Raw genomic sequence first — 20,680 nt, forward strand, 5'->3', positions numbered from 1 at the left:
ACCTTCGCCCCGGCGCCGATCTTCGCGTTCTTGGTCTCGACGTAGGTGCCGATCTTGCCGCCCTCACCGAGTTCGGTGCCGGGCCGGAGGTAGGCGAACGGTCCGACGGTCGCCCCCTTGCCGATCACCGCGAGGGTGGCATCTGTGCGTTTCACGACGGCATCCTCACCCACCTCGCAGTCGACGAGGGTCGTGTCGGGACCGATGCGGGCGCCGCGGGCCACGGTCGTCGACCCCCCGATGTGCGTGTTCGGCAGCAGTTCGACGTCTTCGGCCAGGGTCGCTCGCAGGTCGATCCAGGTTGTCGCGGGGTCGTACACCGTCACACCAGCGAGCTGCCAGCCGCGCACGATCATCGCGTTGAGGCGGGCAGCAGCGCGCGCGAGCTGCACCCGGTCGTTGATGCCCTCGACGACCCAGGCGTCGCGAGCCGGCACCGCCTCGACCGCCTCACCAGCCGCGTGCAGGAGGCCGACGACATCCGTGAGATACCGCTCGCCCTGAGCGTTCGCGGTCGCGAGTTGCGGCAGCTGGGTTCGCAATGAGGCGACGGTGAATACGTAGGTGCCCGAGTTGACTTCGCTGATCGCGAGTTCATCGTCGGCCGCGTCGCCGTGCTCGACGATGCGGATGAGGGCGCCGTCGGAATCCCGCACGATTCGTCCGTAGCCGGTCGCGTCGTCGACGATCGCCGACAAGAGAGTCGCGGCGGCGGCCGCCCGGCGATGGCCTTCGAGCAGCCCGGCGATCGTGCCGGCGTCGAGCAGCGGCACATCCCCCGAGATGACGACGACGTCGCCCTCGAAGTCGTCGGGCAGCGCGGCAATTGCGACCTCGACCGCCCGACCGGTACCCGGGATGTCGTCCTGGTCGACGACGAGCGCGTCGGGCAGGAACTCGGCGACGGCTGCCGCAACGAGGTCACGCTCGTGCCGCACCACCGCGACGACATGGGCTGCGGCGAGTTCCCGGGCCGTCGCGAGCACGTGCCCGAGCAGCGGCACTCCCGCGAGGTCGTGCAGCACCTTGGGCCGGGATGACTTCATCCGGGTGCCTTGCCCGGCGGCGAGGACGACGATGGCGAGCCGCGAATCAGTCATGCCGCCATTGTCCCCCGCCGAGCGGCCGAACGGAGTTCACCGACGCGACGCATCAGGACAAGACCTCAAGCTCAGCCCTTCCAAACCGTCTTGAGGTTGCAGAACTCGCGGATGCCCGCTGCAGCGAGCTCGCGCCCGACCCCGGAATCCTTCACCCCGCCGAACGGCAGCTCCGGATACGAAATGGTCATGCCGTTGACGAACACAGCACCGGCGTCGAGATTCTGGATGAACCACTCCTCTTCGTCGGGATCGTTCGTCCAGACGGCAGAGCTGAGGCCGAACGTCGTGCCGTTGGCGACGGCGAGCGCCTCGTCGCGGTCGGCGACCCGGTAGACCGATGCGACCGGGCCGAACGCCTCCTCGAGGTGCAGTCGCATCTCGGGGGTGATGCCCTCGATCACCGTCGGCGGGTAAAACCACCCGGGACGCTCCGGCACCGTGCCGCCGGTCAGCACCGTGGCGCCCTTCGTGGTGGCGTCCACCACCAGCTCGGCGAGTTCGGCTCGGCCCGACTCGGTCGCGAGGGGCCCGACATCGGTCGACTCGTCGAGCGGATCTCCGACCGTCAGCGCTTCGACCTTGTCGGTGAACAGGCGCAAAAATTCGTCGTAGACATCCGTGTGCACGATGAACCGCTTCGCGGCGATGCAGGACTGACCGTTGTTCTGGTTCCTGGCGGTGACAGCGACTGTCGAGGCCGCGTCGAGGTCCGCGGTGGCCAGAACGATGAAGGGATCGGAGCCGCCGAGTTCGAGCACCACGTGCTTCACCTCGGATCCGGCAATCGACCCCAACGAGCGCCCCGCGGGCTCGGAGCCGGTGAGCGTGGCGGCTTTGATCCGAGGGTCGCGCAGCACTCGTTCGACGCCGGATGCCGGGATGAGCAGCGTGTGGAACGCTCCAGCCGGAAACCCGCCGCGCTCGAACAGGGTGTCGAGGTAGAGGGCGGCCTGCGGAACGTTCGAGGCGTGCTTGAGCAGACCGGTGTTGCCCGCCATCAGCGCCGGTGCTGCGAACCGGAGCACCTGCCAGAGCGGGTAGTTCCACGGCATGACCGCGAGCACGATGCCGATCGGCGCGTACCGGGTCCCGGCCGCCGAGGCGTTCACCGCAGCCGGGTCGGCGAGCGCCTCGGGGGCGAGAAACTCCTCAGCGTGCTCCGCGTAGTAGCGCATTCCCTTCGCGCTCTTCAGCACCTCGGCGCGGGCGGCTTTGATCGGCCGCCCCATCTCGACCGTGATGAGACGGGCGACCTGGTCGACATCGTCTTCGAGAAGCTGGGCGGCCGCCCTCATCCACTCGGCACGTTCGGCGAACGTCGTCGAACGCAACGCGAGGAAAGTGGATTCGGCGGCGGCGATCCGACGCTCGACCTCGGCCTCGTCATGCGGCTCGAACGTCTGCTCGGTGTAACCGGTGAACGGGTTGATCGTCGCGATGGCCATCGGCGCACTCCTCGTCGAAGAACGGTGAACCCGACGAGCCTACGGGGGCCAGCGCCCGGGTGAGTCCTCGGCAGCCGACTCATCGGGGGTCGACTGATCAAGCTGGCTCCGCCCCCAGGATTCGAACCTGGACCTAACGGCTCCAAAGGCCGTCGTGCTGCCGTTACACCAAGGCGGATCGTCCCGGACTTCCGGGGCACCGAACTAGCTTGCCAGGCCGAGACCGATCACTGAGACGGCGATCGGCGCTGGCGTCGCAGCGGAGGTGAGAAATCGCCTCCGCTGTATTGCTCCAGCGCGCAACGATAATGGACGGATGCCTGCTTCCGACGAAGTCGACCGCATCGTTGATGCCTGGTCCCGTGAGCGGCCCGACATCGACTTCGCGCCGCTGCAGGTGCTGTCGCGGGTAGATCGGCTGGCCCGACACCTCGACCGGTCGCGCCGCTCGGCGTTCACGGCATCCGACCTCGAGCCATGGGAGTTCGACGTTCTCGCCGCGCTACGACGCGCCGGGGCACCGTCGCAACTGAGCCCGAAGGCACTGCTTCAGCAGACGCTCGTCTCAAGCGGCACGATGACGAACCGCATCGACCGGCTCGTCGAGCGCGGCCTCGTCGAGCGTCGCACCGATCCGCACGACGGCCGCGGTGTGCTCGTCGTCATGACCGCGGCGGGCCGACAGCAGGTGGATGCCGCGATCTCAGTGCTCGTCGCCGAGGAGGCCGACATGCTCGCGGGGCTCTCCCGCGTCGACCAGGAGCGCCTCAGCGGCCTGCTGCGGAAGCTGAGTCTCGACTTCGACGACTGAGCCCCGCGCCACCGGCAGACTCGATGCATGCCGGTGGCCGAGGATCAGTCTGCCCCGCTGAGGGAGCACCGGCTGTTGAGTGCGGCGCGGGCCGCCCTACCCGTGCTCAACTGGCTCGGCCAATTCGCGAACCCGCTCATGCGGATACCGGGTCTCGGCTGGATTACCACCGAGCCGTTCACGGCACGCGCCCCGCTCAACGACCCCCAGCACCTGACCCTGCTCTCCGAAGGCGGCGTCGGCCACCTCTGGGCGCTGATCCTGGGCGACTGGGGGTACGACCTCTTCGACGGACCCGGCCACCACGACCTCCGTACGCGCAGCCGCGAGCTGTTCACCGAGAGGACCTCAGCGGAATTCGTGTCCCGGGCGTGGGACGCTCGGGTGGCGGTCGCGGACCGCATCGAGGCCGGCGAAGAACTCGACCTCGCCGACCTGTCGCGGGTGCTCGTCGGGCACATGGTGGTGACGCTGCTCGGCCTTCCCGTCGACACCGGCCGCGGGGATGACGCCTTCCGCGAGATCTTCGCGACCGGTGAAGAGCTGGCATCCATTGCTCTCGGCACGATCGCCGACACGACGCTGCCACCGGCGAAAGTTGCCATCGCCCGCGAGATCGTCGAGCGGCTCACCGGTCACATCGGGGGAGCTTTTGGCGCGGTGCATCCCGACACGATCATTGGTCGCTGTCGCGAAATCGGCCTCACCGTGCAGGAGACGCAGGGCCTCTCCACGCTGCTCATGGTCGCCGGAACCCAGACGGCCGCCTCCGCGATGGCGCGCACCGCCGCCTACTGTTCGACTCGGGGGAACAGCACCGGCTGCTGGCGATGCCGCAGCATCGGGATGACGCCATCCGTGAAGCGCTGCGGGTGACCAGCCCCGTCATGCGGGAGATGAGACCGGTCGCCAGGCGCATGCCGGGGTTTCTCGGCTCTGAGGCGCCGCTCGGTCTCGGTCGTCGCCCTCGCCTGCTCGGGAAGGTGCACCCCGAGTCCGGCGATGCGGGTCGACGCGGACATCGACATGCTCCTAGCGGCCCCCTCGGGTAGGCACCGAAGTGGGGTGAAGGCATGCGGTCTCGCCGTGAAGCGGTAGCCGCCGGTGGCCGCCTATCTTCGGACCCTCGCGGTGGCGGTGAGTCGTTGGGCGGCGCGGGATCGGGCGGGCATCGGAATCGGTCGTTGGGCGGGGTCGATGCTGCGGGGTGGGATGGCGACAAGTCCGTGGACCGGGTGGCGGTCGATGGCCCAGCCGTTGTCGTGGACGAGCATGTGGTGGTGTCGGCAGAGCAGGACGCCGTCGCGGGTGTCGGTCGGTCCGCCCTCTTTCCACGGAATCCGGTGATGGGCCTCACACCAGGACGCGGGGCGTTCGCAGTTCGGGAAGCGGCATCCGCCGTCGCGGGCGGCGAGCGCGTCGCGCTGCTTGGACGAGAAGAGGCGACGGGTGACCCCCAACCTCAACGGTTCGCCGTCGTCGGTGAAGTGGATGGGCACGATGCCGGTGTCGCAGACGTGCTGCTCGGCGGTGGCGATCGAGATCGCTTCGGTCTGGTCTTGGAGGAACGCCGGTCCGCGGCGTTCGCGCAGGTCTTGGTCGGTGACCAGCACCCGAACCGCATGACGGCGAGCGCCGAGCAGACGGCCGGGGTCGACCTCGGTGCCGATGCGGATGAGGTCGACGAAGGTGTCCAGGGAGATCTGCCCGAGACTGCGCTCATCGGCGACCAGCTTCTCGGCCCGTTCCTTCGATGCGTCGTCGGTGAACCGGGGTCCGCCGCGGCGGGGCGACGTCGCAGCGTCGTAGGCGGCAGACACGATGGCAGCAGACGCGGGGTCGAGCAGCCCGGAGAGTTGGGTCATGCCGTTGGTGAGAGGAGTGAGAGTGAGGTACCGCTTGTCGCGCAGCATCCGCTCCCGATCGCGGACCCCGGCGCTGTCGAGGTCGTCGCGCAGTTCCCGTGCCCGCGCCGCAAGCTTCTCCACCGACATTGACGGAGCGAGAGCAACCAATCGGGCGGCGGCGTCGGCGAGATCATCCGCCGCGACATCCTCAGAAGGTGCCCCGAGGCCGCTCTTGATGACGTCGGCCTTCACGATCGACACCCGCCCGGCCGCGACGCCGGTGCCGACCGCAGCCAGCCACGGGTCGGCATCCACCGTCAGCAGCTCCCCGACCCGCACCAGCGTCTGCGACTCACGCTTCGACACCCCCGACACCTGCTCCACCAGCTTCTCCGGAGTGCCGGCACCCAGCCGCTGCGCGAGACCCCCGAAACCGTCTTGCCGACGGGAGCGGTGCTTCACCTCCGCCGCGAACGACCCCAGCGACGCCTCGACCAGCCGCCGCAACTCACCCAACTCACGCGCCCCCGTCAGCAGTGCGTCATCGTCGAGCACACGCGGGTCAGCGCCGAGCCAAGTGACGGCGGGGGCGGAAGGCGACATATCTCCATTGAAGCAACCTTCGAACGTATGTACTAGGTAGACGAACCATTCTCAGGATAAGTCGCACAGAACGACCCTGTGGAGGACTAGACGACCGCTGCTCGGCCCCGCACCGAGACCATCGACGGAAGGCCGACAGCCCCGCTACGCTCGCGACGTGAACGCACCTCGCGCTGCTCGCGCCCTTCTCGTTGCCGTCGGAACGCTCATCCTCATCGCCACCGGCACCTCCCCTGTTCTCGCCGTCACGCCCGACGATCCCGAGGCTCCGGCGGTCGTCGCGCTCGACGCGGCCGGGAGGGGGGTCGACGACTTCGAGTTCGCGTCGTTCGACGCCGTGTACGAACTCTCTCGCGACGGCGGGGGCCGCTCGCAGTTGCACACGGTCGAGACTCTGGTCGCCGTGTTCCCCGAGTACGACCAGAACCGCGGCATCCGCCGTGCGCTGGTGAGCGACTACAAGGGGCACAGCACCGGCATCGACATCGTGTCGGTCACCGACGGGAACGGCGTACCCCGCTCGTTCGAGCGCTCGGTCGAGGGTGAGTTCACGATGCTCACGATCGCGGTACCACAGGGGCAGTACGTCCACGGCGAGCAGACCTACGTCATCGAATACACGCAGTCCGACGTCACGGCGACCTCGACCGACCTCGCCGATGGCGTCACCCGCGACGAGTTCTACAGGGACACGAACGGCACCGGCTGGGCGCAACCGTTCGGCGAAGTCAGCGCGACCGTTCACGTGCACGCCGACCTCGTGCCCGCTCTCACCGGCGAGGCGTTCTGCTACTACGGCTACGACGGAACCAGCGATCAGTGTGAGATCGACAACGACGGTGACGGCGAGTTCAGCGCGACCGTGAGCGACCTGTTCTCGTACCAGAACATGACCATGGCGATCAGTTTCGAGCAGGGCACCTTCGCGGGCGCTCCGTTCTGGGCGTACGTGCCGATCCTGGCGCTCCTCGCGGCTGCGCTCGTGCTGTTCGGGCTGATCTTCGCGCTCGTCGTGCGGTTCGTCTTCTGGCGCGACGCCAAGGGGCGCGGCATCGTCATCGCCCAATACGAGCCGCCGGCTGGGCTCAGCATGATGCTCGCGGCGAACATCGCCGGCCACCCGAAGAAGGGCATGGCGGCGACGATCGTCGACCTCGCGGTGCAGAAGAACCTGCGCATCATCGAACACGATCAGGGCTTCAGCAAGGTCTTCGGCGTGCAGAAACTGTCGAGCGCCGATCTCGCCCCCGATGAGCAACGCGTGATGGGTGCCCTGTTCTCGATCAACCCGTTCTCGATGGGCGGCCTCCTTCCCGGGCTCAAGAACCTGCTGTCGCTCGGCGGCAGCACACCCCCACCGGAGGCCGACGCCAGCGGTGAAGTGCGCTGGCTGACCAAGGGCGACACCGTGCTCGGGCAGCAGGTCGTCGCGCTCACCAAGTCGATCGAGCGGGAGGCCGAGGCGGGAGGGCTGCGACGCAAGCCGTCCTGGCGGCCGATGCTCATCGTCGTCGGGTCGATGGTGCTCGCCGGCATCCTGCTCATCGTCCAGACGATCTTCGGCGGCGAAAGCGAGATCTCGATCATCACCGGGGTCGTCGGCTTGAACGCCGTGCCGTGGATCGCGATCTTCGCCGCCGGCATCCTCACCCGCCGCCGCCCGCTCACGACGAAGGGGGCGGAGCTGAAGGAGCACCTCGATGGCCTGCGCGAGTTCATCCGCGTCGCCGAAGCCGACCGGTTGCAGATGCTGCAGAGCGTCTCGGGGGCCGAGCGGGTCAGCACCTCCGACACGACGGCGATCATCAAGATCTACGAGAAGCTGCTGCCCTACGCCGTGATCTTCGGCCTCGAGAAGGAGTGGGCGCAAGAGATCGGCAAGTACTACGACACGAACCCGCCGGACTGGTACTCCGGCTCGACGGGATTCCACATCGGCGCCTTCTCGGCGGGTCTGGCATCGCTGTCGTCGAACGTCTCGACGTCGTACTCCAGCTCGTCGGGGTCGTCGTCGAGCGGTGGCGGCGGTGGCGGCGGTTCGTCGGGTGGCGGTGGCGGTGGAGGTGGCGGTGGCGGCGTCTAACTGTCTTGCCCAAGAACCAGGGCGACGAGGCGCACCCGGCCGTCCGCTCCTGGATAGCACGTCTGCAGGATGACGTCGGCCGTGAGGCCTGCGGTCGCGGTCGCCGCGACTGCCCCGACTTCGGCGTCGCGGGAGTCGGCAACCAGGTAAGCGCCGTCGAGTCCCGTGCCTGTGAGCACCACGGGGTCGCCGGTCGCCATCTCAAGGATGACCGATCCGCCACACGAGGTGTGAGCGCCGACGATCGGCGCGACAGCGCCGAGGTCCATCCGCACCCAGAGGCACGCGTCGAGTTCGGCCTGATATCCGGAAGTATCGATCGCGATGCGCCAGGGTCCGTCGTCGATAGGGGCCGGCGCCACCGATGGGACGACATCGGCGGCCGGGGCAGGCAAAGCCACCGCGACGACCGCCGGGGTCGCGGTCGGCTCGGCGGTCGCGGTGGGCACCGCGAGCGGGGTCTGAGCGACGACGGTCGCCGCGGATCCGGCGCTTCCGAGTAGCGCCACCAAGGTCACCCCGGCGAAGAGGGTGACAGCCCCCGCCATCAGCTGGAGCGTCTTACGAGAGCGATCCTGTCGATGGTAGGCCGCGAAGACCGCCTCGTCAGTCGCATCCACGAGCGGCGCGCTGTCTCAACCGAAGCGGCCGTTGACGTAGTCCTCGGTGCGCGAATCCTCCGGGGTCGAGAACAACTTCCCGGTCGGCCCCTGCTCGACAATCGCGCCGGGCGTGCCCTGCGCGGCGAGGAAGAAGGCGCAATTGTCGGAGACCCGCTGCGCCTGTTGCATGTTGTGCGTCACGATCACGATCGTCACCTCGCGAGCGAGGTCGATCATCGTCTCCTCGATCACCCGGGTCGAGGTGGGATCGAGCGCCGAGCAGGGCTCGTCCATCAACAGCACGCGGGGTCGAATGGCGATCGACCGTGCGATACAGAGACGCTGCTGCTGGCCGCCGGAGAGGCCACCGCCGGGTTGACGGAGTCGGTCTCGCACCTCCTTCCACAGTCCGGCCTTGACGAGCGACGACTCGACCAAGTCGTCCTTGCTCGCGCGGTTGGCCTTGGTACCCGTCAACTTCAGTCCGGCGACGACGTTGTCGTAGATCGACATCGCGGGGAAGGGGTTGGGTTTCTGAAAGACCATGCCGATGTCGCGTCGCGCCTGGGTGAGGCGGCGGCTCGCACCGTAAATGTCCTCGCCGTCGAGCAATACTTCCCCGGCAAGCGACGCCGAGGGCACCATCTCGTGCATCCGATTGAGGATGCGCAGGAACGTCGACTTGCCGCACCCCGACGGACCGATGAGCGCCGTGATCTTGCCCGCCTGCATGGTGAGGTCGACGCGGTCGAGCACCTTCCGGTCCCCGAACCAGGCCGAAACCGCGCGCGCTTCGAGCACCGCGAGCGGTGTGGTCGCCTCGATCAGCGACTCGGGGGCCGGCGGGGGGTAGTCCGCGCTCGGGACGTCATCAGCGACCAGCAAGTCGGTCGTTGCGGTATCTGTGCTCATCGGTACCTCCGGGTGTCAGAGCAGGTTGGGAAGAAGGGTCATCGCGGCGTTCGAGGTTGCCGCCGCAAGGGGGACCAAAATCGGGACTGCGATCGTCGCGGTCTGCCACATCCCCCACCGGGAGCGCACCCAGCGGGTGGCGACGGCCGCGACGATCAGGAGCTGCGCCCAGAACAGGGTGGGGAGCCAGCCGCTCGGATCTCCGGCCATCGCCTGCTCCGCGGAGCTCAGCACCTCTTTCGTAAGCACGGGAGCCGGGGTCTCTTGCACGGAGCTGACGAGTTCCGCGTCGATGTGAAGCGTTCCTGCGGGCAGCAGCGGGCTGCCATCGGCAGTGATCAGCTCGAGCCGGCCTTCGCCGTTCGCGAGCGCTTGCGGGAGCAACTCGCCCTCGCGGCGCACCCCGAAGACCTCGTACTTCGCGACGCCCTGTCCGGTGGTGACGCGGATGAGATCGCCCGGCTCGAGGGCCGCCAGGTAGCCGAACGGTCCGCCGTAGGTGGCCTGACGAGCCATCAGGATGCTCGTACCCTCCTGACCGGGCATCACGGTGTCTCGACGGTGGCCGGGACCCGCGGTCAGCACGCCGCCTGTCGTGCCCTGCACGAAGACCTCCTCGATGCTGACGTCGTCGGTCTGGATCGAGAGCACGCCGATCGGAGTCCCATCGGGTACCAGCACGCCATCGACATCCAGCTGGCCCAGCGGCGAGGTCGCGAGGGCAAGGCTCGAGCGGAGTTCCTGGTAGAGCGTCTGCTGCGAGCGGGCATGCTGGAGCGATCCGACCAGCGTGACGTGCGCAACGAAGCCCAGCAGGAGTGCAGACAAGACGAGCCAGATCACTCCGATCCACCAGCGCGGCTCGGCGGGGGTCAGCGCCGGCTTGCGGATACGTCGTGTCGTCGGCGGCTTGCGCAGCCAGAACGGCAGTCGAACCGGGCTCGGGGTCGTCACGGTCATGCCGTCGACCCTCCGCTCGGCGCCCGGCCGAACCAGCTCGCGATATCGCCGCGGAACGCTACCCCGAGCGACAAGAGCCCGATGAAGAGGGCGCCGAGCACGACGAACACCCACCACAACGAAAGCCAGTTGGCGGGCAGCCCTCCGGACCCCCCCTCGCCCCCTGCGACGACGGTGAGTTGGTCGTTGGCGACGCATCCCGAGGTCCACCCGGTCACCTCGACAACATGGTTCCCTGTCGGGGTGTCCTCAGGAATCCGGAACCGCGCGGAGAATGCGCCATCGGCACCGACCGTATAGCTGCCGATCACGACGGCCCCCGAGTACATGACGACTTGGGCGTACTCCCCCGGGAGGAATCCGGATGCCGTTGCGATCACCCAGCTGTCCGCCGTGACCCGATCGTCGTCCAAGCGCAGATCGAGGGCATCACTCGCGGGCGCCCCGCCGGGGATCGGTGACCCGTCGGCGTTGGCCTGACCCGGGCCCGCCTCGCAGCCGTTCGTACTCGGAGGACTGCTCGGGCTCCCGGACGGACTGGCGCTGGGCTTCGCGGTGGAACTCGGGCTCGCGGTGGCCGCTCCTGGGATCACGACGGTGATCGGAGCCGCTCCCGTGGGGGTCGGGGTCAGCTCGCCCTGCGCCGCCGCGCTGCCCCCGCTGAGGAGCGCAGCGAAGGCCACCACGACAACGCACGACGCGATCGCGACACGACCAGGGAATCTCATGGGGTCGGTGTCCCGTCCCGGTGCGCGAGCGCCTCTTGGCGAGCAGCTGCTGCTGCCTCGTCGATGGCGGCGTACATCCGTTCACGCGTTCCCGTGACATAGCGCCAAGCGAGGTAGAGCGCTGCGAGCAACAGCACGATGAGCGCGAGCAGGGTCCAGGTGATCGCGATCGTGCCGGTCTGCGCCGTCACCTCGACGTAGTCGATCGCCGACTGGTCGGGATCGATCGGGCCGCCGGCATCCGCAGTGGCTTCAGGTGTCGGGGTGCTCGTCGCGGTGTCGGCGGGCGTGGGCGTCGGTGTGGCTTCGGCGTCGGGCTGTTCCACAGGTTTCGCGCTTCCGACGGCGCCTGGCTCGAGCCTGAGATCCGAAAGCGCGAAGAGCAATGCTCCGACTCCGCTGATCCGCACGTTCACGCGCACGATCTGCCGCGGCAGAAGGTCGATGATGGGCTCGGGAGTCACCTCTCCGACCGGGATGCCGAAAATACCTGAGGCGCGCAGAGCCTGATTGACATCCACCCGCTTGTTCCCGGTGTTACGCACCTCGTAGCTGACCGTCAACTCGCCGGGGGCGAATGGATTGAGCGACGGGGTGAACGACGAGGTCAGACCCTGCACCTCGACGGAGGCGACCGGCTCGCCCGACACGGTGAGGTACATCCGCACCCCGACCCGCTGTTCGAGCACCACCGTCGAGCCGTCCTGTTGCGTCTCGGTGAGAACTGAGGCCACGATTCCCGCCGAGTGGTCACCCGGTGTCGCATCCGACGGGATGAGGAGGTTGAAGGGCACCGTCGCCTGGAGCCCGGGGCCGATCGTCAGCTTGTCGCTCGCCGGGGTGATCCAGGAGCCGAGATCGGTCGGCTCATCTTCGGCCTCGAGCAGGCTGAAGTTGCCGGTCTCGATGTCGTTGAAAGCGTCGGTGGCGTAGATGATGAACTCGGCTTCTGTCTCGCCGCCGTTGGTGATCAGGAAGCTGTCCTGCACCTGGGTACCCGGGTCGACTTCGTAGCTGAAAGCTCGCCGGCCGCCCTCCGTGGTGGGGGTGGGCTCGACGCTCCAGGTGACGGGGCCGTCGGCTGCGACGATCGCCGGAAGGGGCTCGGCAGCGGCGGCGGCGGAAGCCAGCGGGATGCACGCGAGGAACGCCGCCAGGACGACGGCGGCGGGGGCCAGAGTTCGGGACATTCGGGGAGCCAATCAGGTAAAGGCAAGCAGGCGGCGAACGCCGGGTGTACGTAGGGGGGAGGGGCCGAGGGGATGTTCGGGTGCCTAAAGCACCGCAGACGGGTCGGGATGACCGAAGCCATCCCGACCCGCCGATGTGCGGTTACTGCCTAGCGCTCGATCGTCAGATGAGCGTCAGGGTCAGGGTCGCCGAGTACGCGCCAGCAGGCGTGTTCACGGGGGCCTTGAGCAGGAGCAGCGCCGACGCGGTGGTGACCGTGCCGTTGTAGCTCGGGGCACCGGTGGCGAGAAGGCTGACTGCCTTCAGGCCGGTGGTGGTACCCGGGGCCGGAGCGACGACCGGGCCGGCCGTGCTGCCGATGGTGTTGACCGCGACGGACGGAGTCCAGCCGAGGTACTTGCCATCGAGCACGGTGCCACCCGCCTTGGTGAAGTCGCCCACCTGGCCGTTGAGGTTCCAGGCCGGGTATTCGACCTGACGCTCATCGGTGACGACGGCGTTCAGCGTGCCCGACGCGTCGAGCGTGCTGCCGTTGCGCGTCGCAGTGCCGAGGTCGACACTCTGCGAGTAGCTCGTCAGGTAGAGGTTGCCGACACCGGTCGGGATCGCCACCGTGATGTTCGAGCCAACGCTGACCGGCGCCTGGAGCGCGCCGAGCTGGACCGTCACCGACCCGGAGGTCGAACCCGAGTACACCGTGTTGCTCGGGACGAACTCAGCGGTGTAGGTGTGCGAACCGTTAGCCACACCCGTCAGCAGAGCCGAAGCCACACCGTTGGCGACGGGAACGGTTGCGACCGTGGTCGCGCCTTCCTTGAACACGATGTCGCCCGCGGCAGCGGTCAGCGTCGTGTCACCAGCGGCGTTCTCGACCGTCGCGTCGAGGTCGACCTCGCCCGCGTTGGCCGTCGTGCTCCCGGTGAGCGCAACGCTCGTCGGGGTGGCGGGGGCCGCAGGCGGACCCCAGTTGCCGGTCGCGGCGTCGTAGTACAGCGTCAGCGTCAGGTACTTGTCGTTGACGAGGTCGAACGACGTGCTCGAGGCGTGGAAGTAGTACCGCAGCTCGAACTCACCGGTCTGCAGGGCGACTCCGCCAGCCGTGGGGAGCTGGTTGAGGCGCTTGTTCGACACGAAGTTGTTCGACGCCGTGACCGACCGGTCCATGTACGCGGGGTTACCGTCGAGACCGTTCGTGCCATAGGTCGACGCCATCGACGAGGTGCGGAGGTTGGACATGTTGCCGACGAGCACACCATTCTGGAAGATCTGGTTCGTGCTGGCGGCGCGGTAGCCCACGGGGCCCCCAACGCTCGTGGCGATGCTGGTGAGGAAGTACGTGTCAGCAGCGTTACCACTCGTCGGGGTGATCGTGATCGTGCCGGGGATCACGTCGGCGGCTGCGGGCGAGGCGACCGAGAGGCCGGCTGCCACGAGCGCGCCGGCGAGAGCCAGCGAGGCGAACTTCTTGTTGAGTCTCATGAGTTTCGAATCTCTTTCCGTTGGTTGTGAAACTTGAGGTGATTCGGAGAGTTAGTTGATGTAGCCGCGAAGCAGGGTGGTGCTTCCGCACTGCGAGCCGATCGTCGCGAATCCGTACTGCTGGATCTGCGTGGTCGCCTGGCAGACGCTCGACGACGCGCCCTGGAACGCCGCACGGATCGCCGTGTCGGTCGCCGACGGGGTCGCCGTCGTGAGCGCACGGGTTTCGACCACGTTGTAGACCAGACGGCTCACGCCGAAGTCCGGGTTGGTCGCGACGCGAGTGCCGTCGTAGACGATCGGCTTGATGGTGTCGATCGAGCCGAGCACGATGTTGCCGCGACGCTCGACGACGGTCGTCGGCAGGGTGCGGTAGTTACCCTGCGCGATGTACTGCCCGACCGAGAACGGCGCGATGTCGCCGTCGGTGGTCAGGTAGGAACCATCGTGCTCCTGCACCGTGTTGCCGAGGTCGGTCGCGCGGCCGCCGGCCGTGAGGGCCGACTCGGTCGTGCCGAGTGCGCTCACCCAGAACTGACGAGTACCCGAGTTGACCTGAGGGAGCAGCGGGCGGATGGTGATCGAGTTACCCGAGCTGTCGATGAACGAGGTCACGGTGCCGAGATAGATGTTGCGCAACGTGAACAGAGTCGACGACTGACCCGAGGCACCCAGCGAGACATCCTTGGGGAAGTCACTGGACGCGCTCATCGCGATCGTGACCGCGTCGCGGGCGAACGGGATGTAAGTGAGTTCGGAGCCGCTCTGGCTGCCGAGCGACGAGGAGCGCGCCCACTGCAGCGTTCCGACCGGCAGAACGGTGCCTGCGTAGGCGATTCCGCGGATCGACGAGCTCAGCGCGCGGACGCCCGCGGACGAGCCCGACGGACGGCTGAAGGTCGTGCCGTTGACGGTGATCGTCGACGTCCCGATCGCGTCGTACGAGCCGATCGCGGAGACGGCGCTCGCGACACCGCTCATGACATCCTGAGTCGTGTCCGACCCGGTTCCGCTGAGCGGCTTCTGGGACGAGGGGTCCGCGTGCGCGGGCGCGACTGCACCGAAGGCGAGCACAGCCGCGACGGCTGCGACCGCGCCGAGGCGCAGCTTGAGGTTCTTTTGCATCGGATTCCAACCTTTGTTTGGTAATTTGCTCCGGTAGTTCAGTCCTGATGGACTAGCCCCTCACTGCTCTTTAGCCAGACGGTGGGGGGGTTCCTCTCGAGTCGGAGCGGGCGCTCAAGGGGAGTTCTGGGGGTTAGAGGTACCCTCTCCGTCGCAGGAGAAGGGGGGCACCGATGAAGCCGATCAGGCCGAGCACGAGTGCGATCGCCAGGCCGGAACGTTCGAGGGGCGAGGCGTTCGACGCGAGCGTGCGTTCGCCGGTCAGCTCGTCGACTCCCGTCGTAACACTCGGATCGGTGCCGCCTTCGGCGGTCGGGTCGACGAGCGAGTCCTCCTCCGAGTAGGTCGGAATCTGCGAGCCGGCGTTGGGTGTCGGAGTCGGAGTCGGGCTGGGGGGCGACCAGGTGAGGATCGTCGACGCGGCGGCCTTCGCCTGATCCTGCAACGTGCTGGTCAGCGGGAGATAGCCGACCGGGAGTTCGCCGATCGCCGTGCCCGAGACCTGACCCGTCGTCGCTACCTGTTGGAGCATGTTCGCGATCGTCTGCCGGGACGACGACGTCGACTTCGTGAGGTTGACCCCGGCGTAGGTCACCATCGTCAGCGGATAGGCACCTGCTCCGACGTTCGCGGGATTCACCTGGAGCACCGTGTCGAGCGTCGTTGCCGTGAGCGCCGCGAGCGCGGCATTCATCGTGGTGGGAGTGCTCGCAACGGGCACGCTTGCGTTAGCTGGAGCGATCGCCGCAGTCGTCAATCCGTATCGCGCAGCATTCGCTGAGTCGGTCACGGCGATCATGAACCGCGCCCCGGCATCCTGTACGCCGGCGCTGACCCAGGCACCCATTGAGCCGTCGTCCTGAAGCTTGGTCGCGTCCCAGAACGTTTTCGAGTTGGGGTCCCCGCGGAAGGCCTGCCGGGCCGCAGAGAGATAGTCCTGGGCATAGGGGGCGAACTGAATCGAGTCGAACCGGGTCGTGCCGCTCGTCTGCGACGTCACATAGGGCAGAAGGCTGCCATCGTCTTTCAGGAAGACATCCAGAGGTGCCGAACTCAAGCTGTACGGTCCGCCGTCGAGACCGACCTCTCCGACAATCCGCGGCGTTCCCGCCGGGATGAAGTTCATGAGGTCGTCGTAGAACCAGGGGATCGTGTTCGTCGCCGTCTTCGGCAGGTAGTACGGGTTGATCGTCATCCCGTCGGGATCGGCTGCTCCGTTGAGAAACGCGACGGCATCCGCGTCAGCAAGAATCCAGCGCCAGACCTGCTTGATGCCGTCGGCGGCAGCCGGCCCGGGGAGCACGAGCGAGGGATTCTGCTGATCGTATGACTGCCAGTTGGTCGGGTTGGCCGCTCGAAAGTCCGGATCCTGGTTCCAGTACCGGTAGGTCTGCGCCTGCGCCGATAGATGCGCGACCGATCGATCTGGATCTGCGGTACTCGACGGCACCGTGAATGTGTAGGACTGGGTGAGCAACTTCGCCATCAACCGCGGGGTGAGGTTCAGGGTTCCCGGGCGTCCGTTGGCAAACTCGGCGTTGTAGGCGACCACGACGCTCGAGATCGCGACCGGGGCGTACTGGAGCGTCGTCTGGGAGAGCAGCGTGCGTTCGTCGGGGGTCTGCAGTTCCCCGCTGCTGACCGGATAGCCCGAGTAGATGAGTTCGGGCGAGCCGGTGCGCGTGTCGAGCAGTTGAGCGCGAGCGACGGAGTCGGGGTTGGTGGCGAAGCTGAAGGTGCTTCGCACCGTCTGACAGAGCGACGGCTGCCACGAGCTCATCGCCGAGATCAGGAATTGCGATCCGGAGACTCGGAACTCAGGGCTGCCCGCCGGGCAGGTCACGCCGGTCGGGGTGAAGTCGAGGGGCACGACGATGCGGTTCTCGAAGTAGTCGCACTTGGGGTTGACCGGGCTGCCCCCCTGGATCGGCGTCGTCTGGCCGTAGCTGTAGTTCTCGCCGTTGCGGTCGACGAGGTCGCTGCACGCGCGACCGTCGCCGCCGAACTTCGTGCCACGGGGCACGATCACCAGCCAGCAACGCAGGTGCCCCTCCGTGCCGCACCCCATGTGCGGCGCCTGGCTCGACGACTGGGTCTCGAAGTCGAAGTACCCGGTGCCGTCGCTTCCGATCCGCGCGACGGGCACCTCGTTGGTGGTGGACGGACCGAAGTAGCTGAGGAGCGGGCTGAATGACTTGCCGTCCCGGATCTCACCCTTGCCCGTCACGCGGGTTCCGCTGACGGTATAAAACGGATTGTCGAAGGCGGTGGGTCGGAAGGGATCGTAATCCAATCCGGACACCCGGTTGTTGTTATCGAAGTAGACCGAGTTGCCGAGCACGACCGGGATACGGCCGCCCCACTGGCAGGTCTCGACGAAGTCGTCGGCGTTGGGGTCTTCTCCCCAGCACTGCATCGCCTGTACGAAGTTCTGGCCGTTCACGACCTCGAAACCCCCCGCGCGCGTGCCGGCGAAGCCCGAGATCTCGACCCGGATCGCCTGATCGATGATGTCCTCGGTCTGCGAGACGGTGACCGAGATGTTCCTCATCTCGTTGTAGTGCGGGCTGTTCGAGTCGCGCGGCGGCTGATCGCCGGCGGCGCTCGAGTCGTCGTTGAGCCACGTCACGGTGAGGCTCGACGGAGCCGAGGCGGCGACTGCGGCCTCGGCCGAAACCGCCGGAACCACCGCAAGCTGCGCGACGAGTGCGGCTCCCCCGAGGATCGCGAACGTCACGCGACCGGGTATCCGGCGGCGGATTGGGGAGCGGTCGCGAGGGGTCGACACGGCCATGACGTTAGGACTCCGAGTCCGGTCGCTCGGCACGAGCGACTTTTCTAAACCAGGACGGCAGGTGAACACTTGGCTTCGGTAGCTGGGGGACCCGTCCTGCCAGCGACCGGACCGCCGCCGTCGGTCGAGCAAGCGCCCGAGGCAGCGTTCGGCCGCGGACGGCCGTGGCGGCGCCCGCAGCGCGCGCGAGCGCCGGGGCAGCTCGTCGCCGCCCGATGATCGGCGGCAAGATGACGGCGGCGAGGGCAAGCACGACCGCGAGCACCATGAACACGAGATTGGGGATTGGCACATTCCTCGACGCGAGGGTGAGGGGCTCACCCGCGACGACCGGGTCGCCGCCCCCGCTCAGGCCGGTCGCCTCGCCAGTCGTCGACGGGGCGCTTCCCGTGCCGTCCGTCGATCCGTCGGATTCCGACTCGGAGCCGGAACCGGAACCGGAGGTCGTGCTGCCGCCGCCCGCAGTATTGGTCGTGCCTGACGCTCCACCCGTGCCGGTGAGGCACTGGTCGGCGCCCTTCTTGTCGCACGCCTGCGGTTGCGGGGCCTCGTTGGCGAGTTTGTTGGTGCCGTCCGGCGAGAAGGTCGGGTTGTTGCAGGACGCGATGTTCTTGTTCGCCGTATTGCCTCCCGGGATCTTTTGCACCTGATCAAGCCCACCCTGTACGAGGTTGATCGGCAGCGGCGAGTACCCGAGCACGTCGGCCTGCTGCTGACCTTCGCACAGGAAATAGGCAGCGAAGTCGGCGAGTGTCAGGCCCTTGTCTTCTGTGAAGTTCCCCTCGAGGGCGGTCGGGATGATCATGTACGAGTACGACGAGAGCGGATAGGTACGTGGATCACGGTTGGTGTAAACAGGGGCGAGGTTGGCCGTCAGATACTCCTGCGACGTGGGGTCGTTGTTGATCACAGCCGCCAGCAGCGACACGGCAACGTTCGACGCTGTCGGCTCGTTGTAGTAGCCCGCGGCGTTGAGCATCTTCACGACGGGGAAGCGCGCGTTGATCGCGTAGGACGCCTCGACGTAGGTGATCGCCCCCACCGAGCTGTTCTTCGCGACGGTACTCGCGACCTGGTTCGACCCTTGCTGGGCGAGGAATGCCGAGCCGGGCACGACTGGGTAGTTCGACGTGATCCCGCAGTTCGTGCGACCGGCTCTCGCGCAGTAGGCATTCCAGATCTCCGGATGCTGCGACCGCATCCACGTCGTGAGTTGTGCGGTCGTGCCCGAGCCGTCCGAGCGCACGACCGGCACGATCGTGATCGCGGGGAGCGAGAGCTTCGGGTTGTCCGCGGCAATCGCCGGGTCGTTCCACTTCGTGATGACGCCGGTGAAGATCTTGGCGAGCACCTCCCCCGACAGGCGCAGGTTCGTGACCCGCTGGCCGCCGATGACGAGGTTGTACATGAACGCGGTGCCGCCGGCGACGACCGGCACATACGCGAACGAACGCGCGGGTCGTGGGTCGGGGCTGTCGCTGTTGGCGAGCGCGTACGGGATCTCGGAGACGCCGAAGTCGGTCGTGCCCTGGGCGAAGAGTTGACGGCCGGCCGAGGAACCCTGGTCGCTGTAGGAGATCTTCCAGCGGTAGTTGTCGAAGACGTTGCGAATCCACTGCTGGAGCGCGTTGGCCGACCAGGTCGATCCCGCGCCTTCGATGGGCTGGTAGGTCGTGCCGACCGCAGTGGCTGGCACCGCGTGTCCCACCGACGGGCCGAGGGCGACGGCGACGACGAGAGCAGCAGCAGCGGCAAGCCGGAGTCGGGAACGAAGATGGGGACGCATGGGGATCAGTCCTTGCTCGGAGTGGGCGGCGGCGGCAGCGCGGATGGCAGCGGAACGGGGCGGGCAGCGGCGGTCATTCCGAGCTCCCTCGCCCGGAACCGGTAGTCGTCATCGCGCGACGCGCGCGCCCGGGCGCGCTGCTGGCGGCGGCTGAGCTGCCCGGCACCTCGACCACCGATCGCCCGCGCCACGAGGAAGAGGATGACGACGAGCACCATCAACACGGCGGCGGTTCCGAAACCGCGCGCGATGAAGTTCTCCTCGGGCGACTTGACGAACGTGAAGGTGGTGAGCGGCAGCGACGTCATGGGCCCGCTGAACGGGTTGAAGTTGAAGAACGTCGTCGCGCCTGCCGTGAGCAGCACCGGTGAGGTCTCACCGATGCCGCGTGCCGTGCCCAAGATGACGGCGGTCGTCAGACCCGACCGCGAGGTTGGCAGCGTCACTGTCCAGACCGTTCGCCAGGTCGACGCCCCGAGCCCACGAGCGGCCTCCTTGAGATTCTCGGGGACGAGCCGCAGCACGACGTCGGCCGAGCGGATGACGATCGGCAGCATCATCACCGTGATGGCGCACGCCGCAGCGAAACCCGACCGCGAGAGCCCGAACTGCACGATGACGGCGTAGACGAACAGGCCGGCCACGATCGAGGGCAAAGCGGTCATCGCCTCCACGACGGTGCGCACGAATCGAGCGAACCGGCCCGGATACTCGGTCAGAAACACCGCAGTGAGGATGCCGAGCGGGATCGTGAGGATCAGCGCGATCGAGATCATGATGAGGGTGCCGACGACGGCATGCAGGACGCCACCGACGTCGAGGTCATCGAGGGGGCCCGCGTTACTCATGTCTTGGACGTAGAAGTTCAGGAACCCGAGAGGCTCGACGCCGCGCCAGGTGGTGTAGATGACGACCGAGAACAGCGCGAGCAGCATCAAGAACGCGAGCGAGTGCATGACGACGTTCGCGAGGCGATCGCGCACCGTCGGACGGTTCTCGTCAAACGCCGTGAGCAGACCGAAGAGCAGCAGGAACATCACGTAGGCGATCACCACGAAGCCGAGCACGCCCTCCAACGGGAGAGCGAAGGCGAAGAGCCATGCGGTGAATCCGACGGCGGCGAGCCCCGACCCGATGAGCCGGATGATGTCGACGGTGCGGATGGTCGCGGTCGAACGGCGCACCTCGTAGCCAGGTACACGTGCGGTGGA

The 20,680-nt window shown here is 67.5% G+C and carries 16 protein-coding genes and 1 tRNA gene; 3 read left to right on the plus strand and 14 right to left on the minus strand.

Features of this window, described 5'->3' with window-relative positions:
- From RMO30_RS06210 to RMO30_RS06220, 3 genes are all read right to left on the minus strand, one after another.
- Positions 1–1,100: NTP transferase domain-containing protein (locus tag RMO30_RS06210; protein WP_309710878.1), on the minus strand; the 1,100-nt coding region annotated here is incomplete at its 3' end.
- A gap of 71 nt (positions 1,101–1,171) precedes the next feature.
- Entirely contained in the window at positions 1,172–2,548 is a 1,377-nt protein-coding gene (locus RMO30_RS06215) for an NADP-dependent succinic semialdehyde dehydrogenase (RefSeq protein ID WP_309710880.1), read from the minus strand.
- A 103-nt stretch (positions 2,549–2,651) separates the two neighbouring features.
- A tRNA-Gln gene (locus RMO30_RS06220) sits at positions 2,652–2,726 on the minus strand.
- 138 nt (positions 2,727–2,864) lie between these two features.
- Here RMO30_RS06220 and RMO30_RS06225 point away from each other — a divergent pair.
- Both RMO30_RS06225 and RMO30_RS06230 read left to right on the plus strand, forming a co-directional pair.
- On the plus strand, positions 2,865–3,359 hold the full coding sequence (locus RMO30_RS06225) for a MarR family transcriptional regulator (RefSeq protein WP_309710886.1): 495 nt from the start codon (positions 2,865–2,867) through the stop codon (positions 3,357–3,359).
- A gap of 27 nt (positions 3,360–3,386) precedes the next feature.
- Complete coding sequence (locus RMO30_RS06230) at positions 3,387–4,235, plus strand: hypothetical protein (protein ID WP_309710889.1); 849 nt, start codon at positions 3,387–3,389, stop codon at positions 4,233–4,235.
- Positions 4,236–4,471: 236 nt separating this feature from the next.
- Here the strand turns inward: RMO30_RS06230 and RMO30_RS06235 are convergent, their stop codons facing one another.
- Positions 4,472–5,809 (minus strand): DUF222 domain-containing protein, encoded by a 1,338-nt coding sequence (locus RMO30_RS06235; protein ID WP_309710892.1) that lies wholly within the window; start codon positions 5,807–5,809, stop codon positions 4,472–4,474.
- Positions 5,810–5,966: 157 nt separating this feature from the next.
- Between RMO30_RS06235 and RMO30_RS06240 the strand changes: the two genes are divergently transcribed.
- Positions 5,967–7,892: a DUF2207 domain-containing protein gene (locus RMO30_RS06240; RefSeq protein ID WP_309710895.1), complete on the plus strand. Its 1,926-nt coding sequence runs from the start codon at positions 5,967–5,969 to the stop codon at positions 7,890–7,892.
- Here RMO30_RS06240 and RMO30_RS06245 read toward each other — a convergent pair.
- From RMO30_RS06245 to pstA, 10 genes are all read right to left on the minus strand, one after another.
- A complete protein-coding gene (locus tag RMO30_RS06245) occupies positions 7,889–8,512 on the minus strand; it encodes a hypothetical protein (protein WP_309710898.1) in 624 nt (207 codons plus the stop codon). The two genes, RMO30_RS06240 and RMO30_RS06245, sit on opposite strands and share 4 nt — an antisense overlap.
- Before the next feature lie 15 nt (positions 8,513–8,527).
- A complete protein-coding gene (locus RMO30_RS06250) occupies positions 8,528–9,406 on the minus strand; it encodes a phosphate ABC transporter ATP-binding protein (protein WP_309710900.1) in 879 nt (292 codons plus the stop codon).
- A 15-nt stretch (positions 9,407–9,421) separates the two neighbouring features.
- Positions 9,422–10,366: a sortase domain-bontaining protein gene (locus RMO30_RS06255; RefSeq protein ID WP_309710902.1), complete on the minus strand. Its 945-nt coding sequence runs from the start codon at positions 10,364–10,366 to the stop codon at positions 9,422–9,424.
- Positions 10,363–11,094, minus strand: coding sequence for a hypothetical protein (locus tag RMO30_RS06260; protein WP_309710904.1), 732 nt, complete (start codon positions 11,092–11,094; stop codon positions 10,363–10,365). Before RMO30_RS06260 ends, RMO30_RS06255 begins: the two co-directional genes overlap by 4 nt.
- Entirely contained in the window at positions 11,091–12,284 is a 1,194-nt protein-coding gene (locus RMO30_RS06265) for a hypothetical protein (RefSeq protein ID WP_309710905.1), read from the minus strand. Before RMO30_RS06265 ends, RMO30_RS06260 begins: the two co-directional genes overlap by 4 nt.
- 163 nt (positions 12,285–12,447) lie before the next feature.
- Positions 12,448–13,764: a hypothetical protein gene (locus tag RMO30_RS06270; RefSeq protein WP_309710907.1), complete on the minus strand. Its 1,317-nt coding sequence runs from the start codon at positions 13,762–13,764 to the stop codon at positions 12,448–12,450.
- A gap of 51 nt (positions 13,765–13,815) precedes the next feature.
- Entirely contained in the window at positions 13,816–14,889 is a 1,074-nt protein-coding gene (locus RMO30_RS06275) for a hypothetical protein (RefSeq protein ID WP_309710909.1), read from the minus strand.
- Positions 14,890–15,022: 133 nt separating this feature from the next.
- On the minus strand, positions 15,023–17,677 hold the full coding sequence (locus tag RMO30_RS06280) for a hypothetical protein (protein ID WP_309710911.1): 2,655 nt from the start codon (positions 17,675–17,677) through the stop codon (positions 15,023–15,025).
- A 10-nt stretch (positions 17,678–17,687) separates the two neighbouring features.
- On the minus strand, positions 17,688–19,469 hold the full coding sequence (locus RMO30_RS06285; RefSeq protein WP_309710912.1) for a phosphate ABC transporter substrate-binding protein PstS: 1,782 nt from the start codon (positions 19,467–19,469) through the stop codon (positions 17,688–17,690).
- A gap of 5 nt (positions 19,470–19,474) precedes the next feature.
- Positions 19,475–20,653, minus strand: a complete 1,179-nt coding sequence (gene pstA / locus RMO30_RS06290) for a phosphate ABC transporter permease PstA (RefSeq protein WP_309710914.1) — start codon at positions 20,651–20,653, stop codon at positions 19,475–19,477.
- Between the last annotated feature and the right edge of the window lie 27 nt (positions 20,654–20,680).

Origin of the sequence: Pseudolysinimonas sp. (genome assembly GCF_031389465.1) — a bacterium.
Lineage (GTDB): Bacteria > Actinomycetota > Actinomycetes > Actinomycetales > Microbacteriaceae > Pseudolysinimonas_A.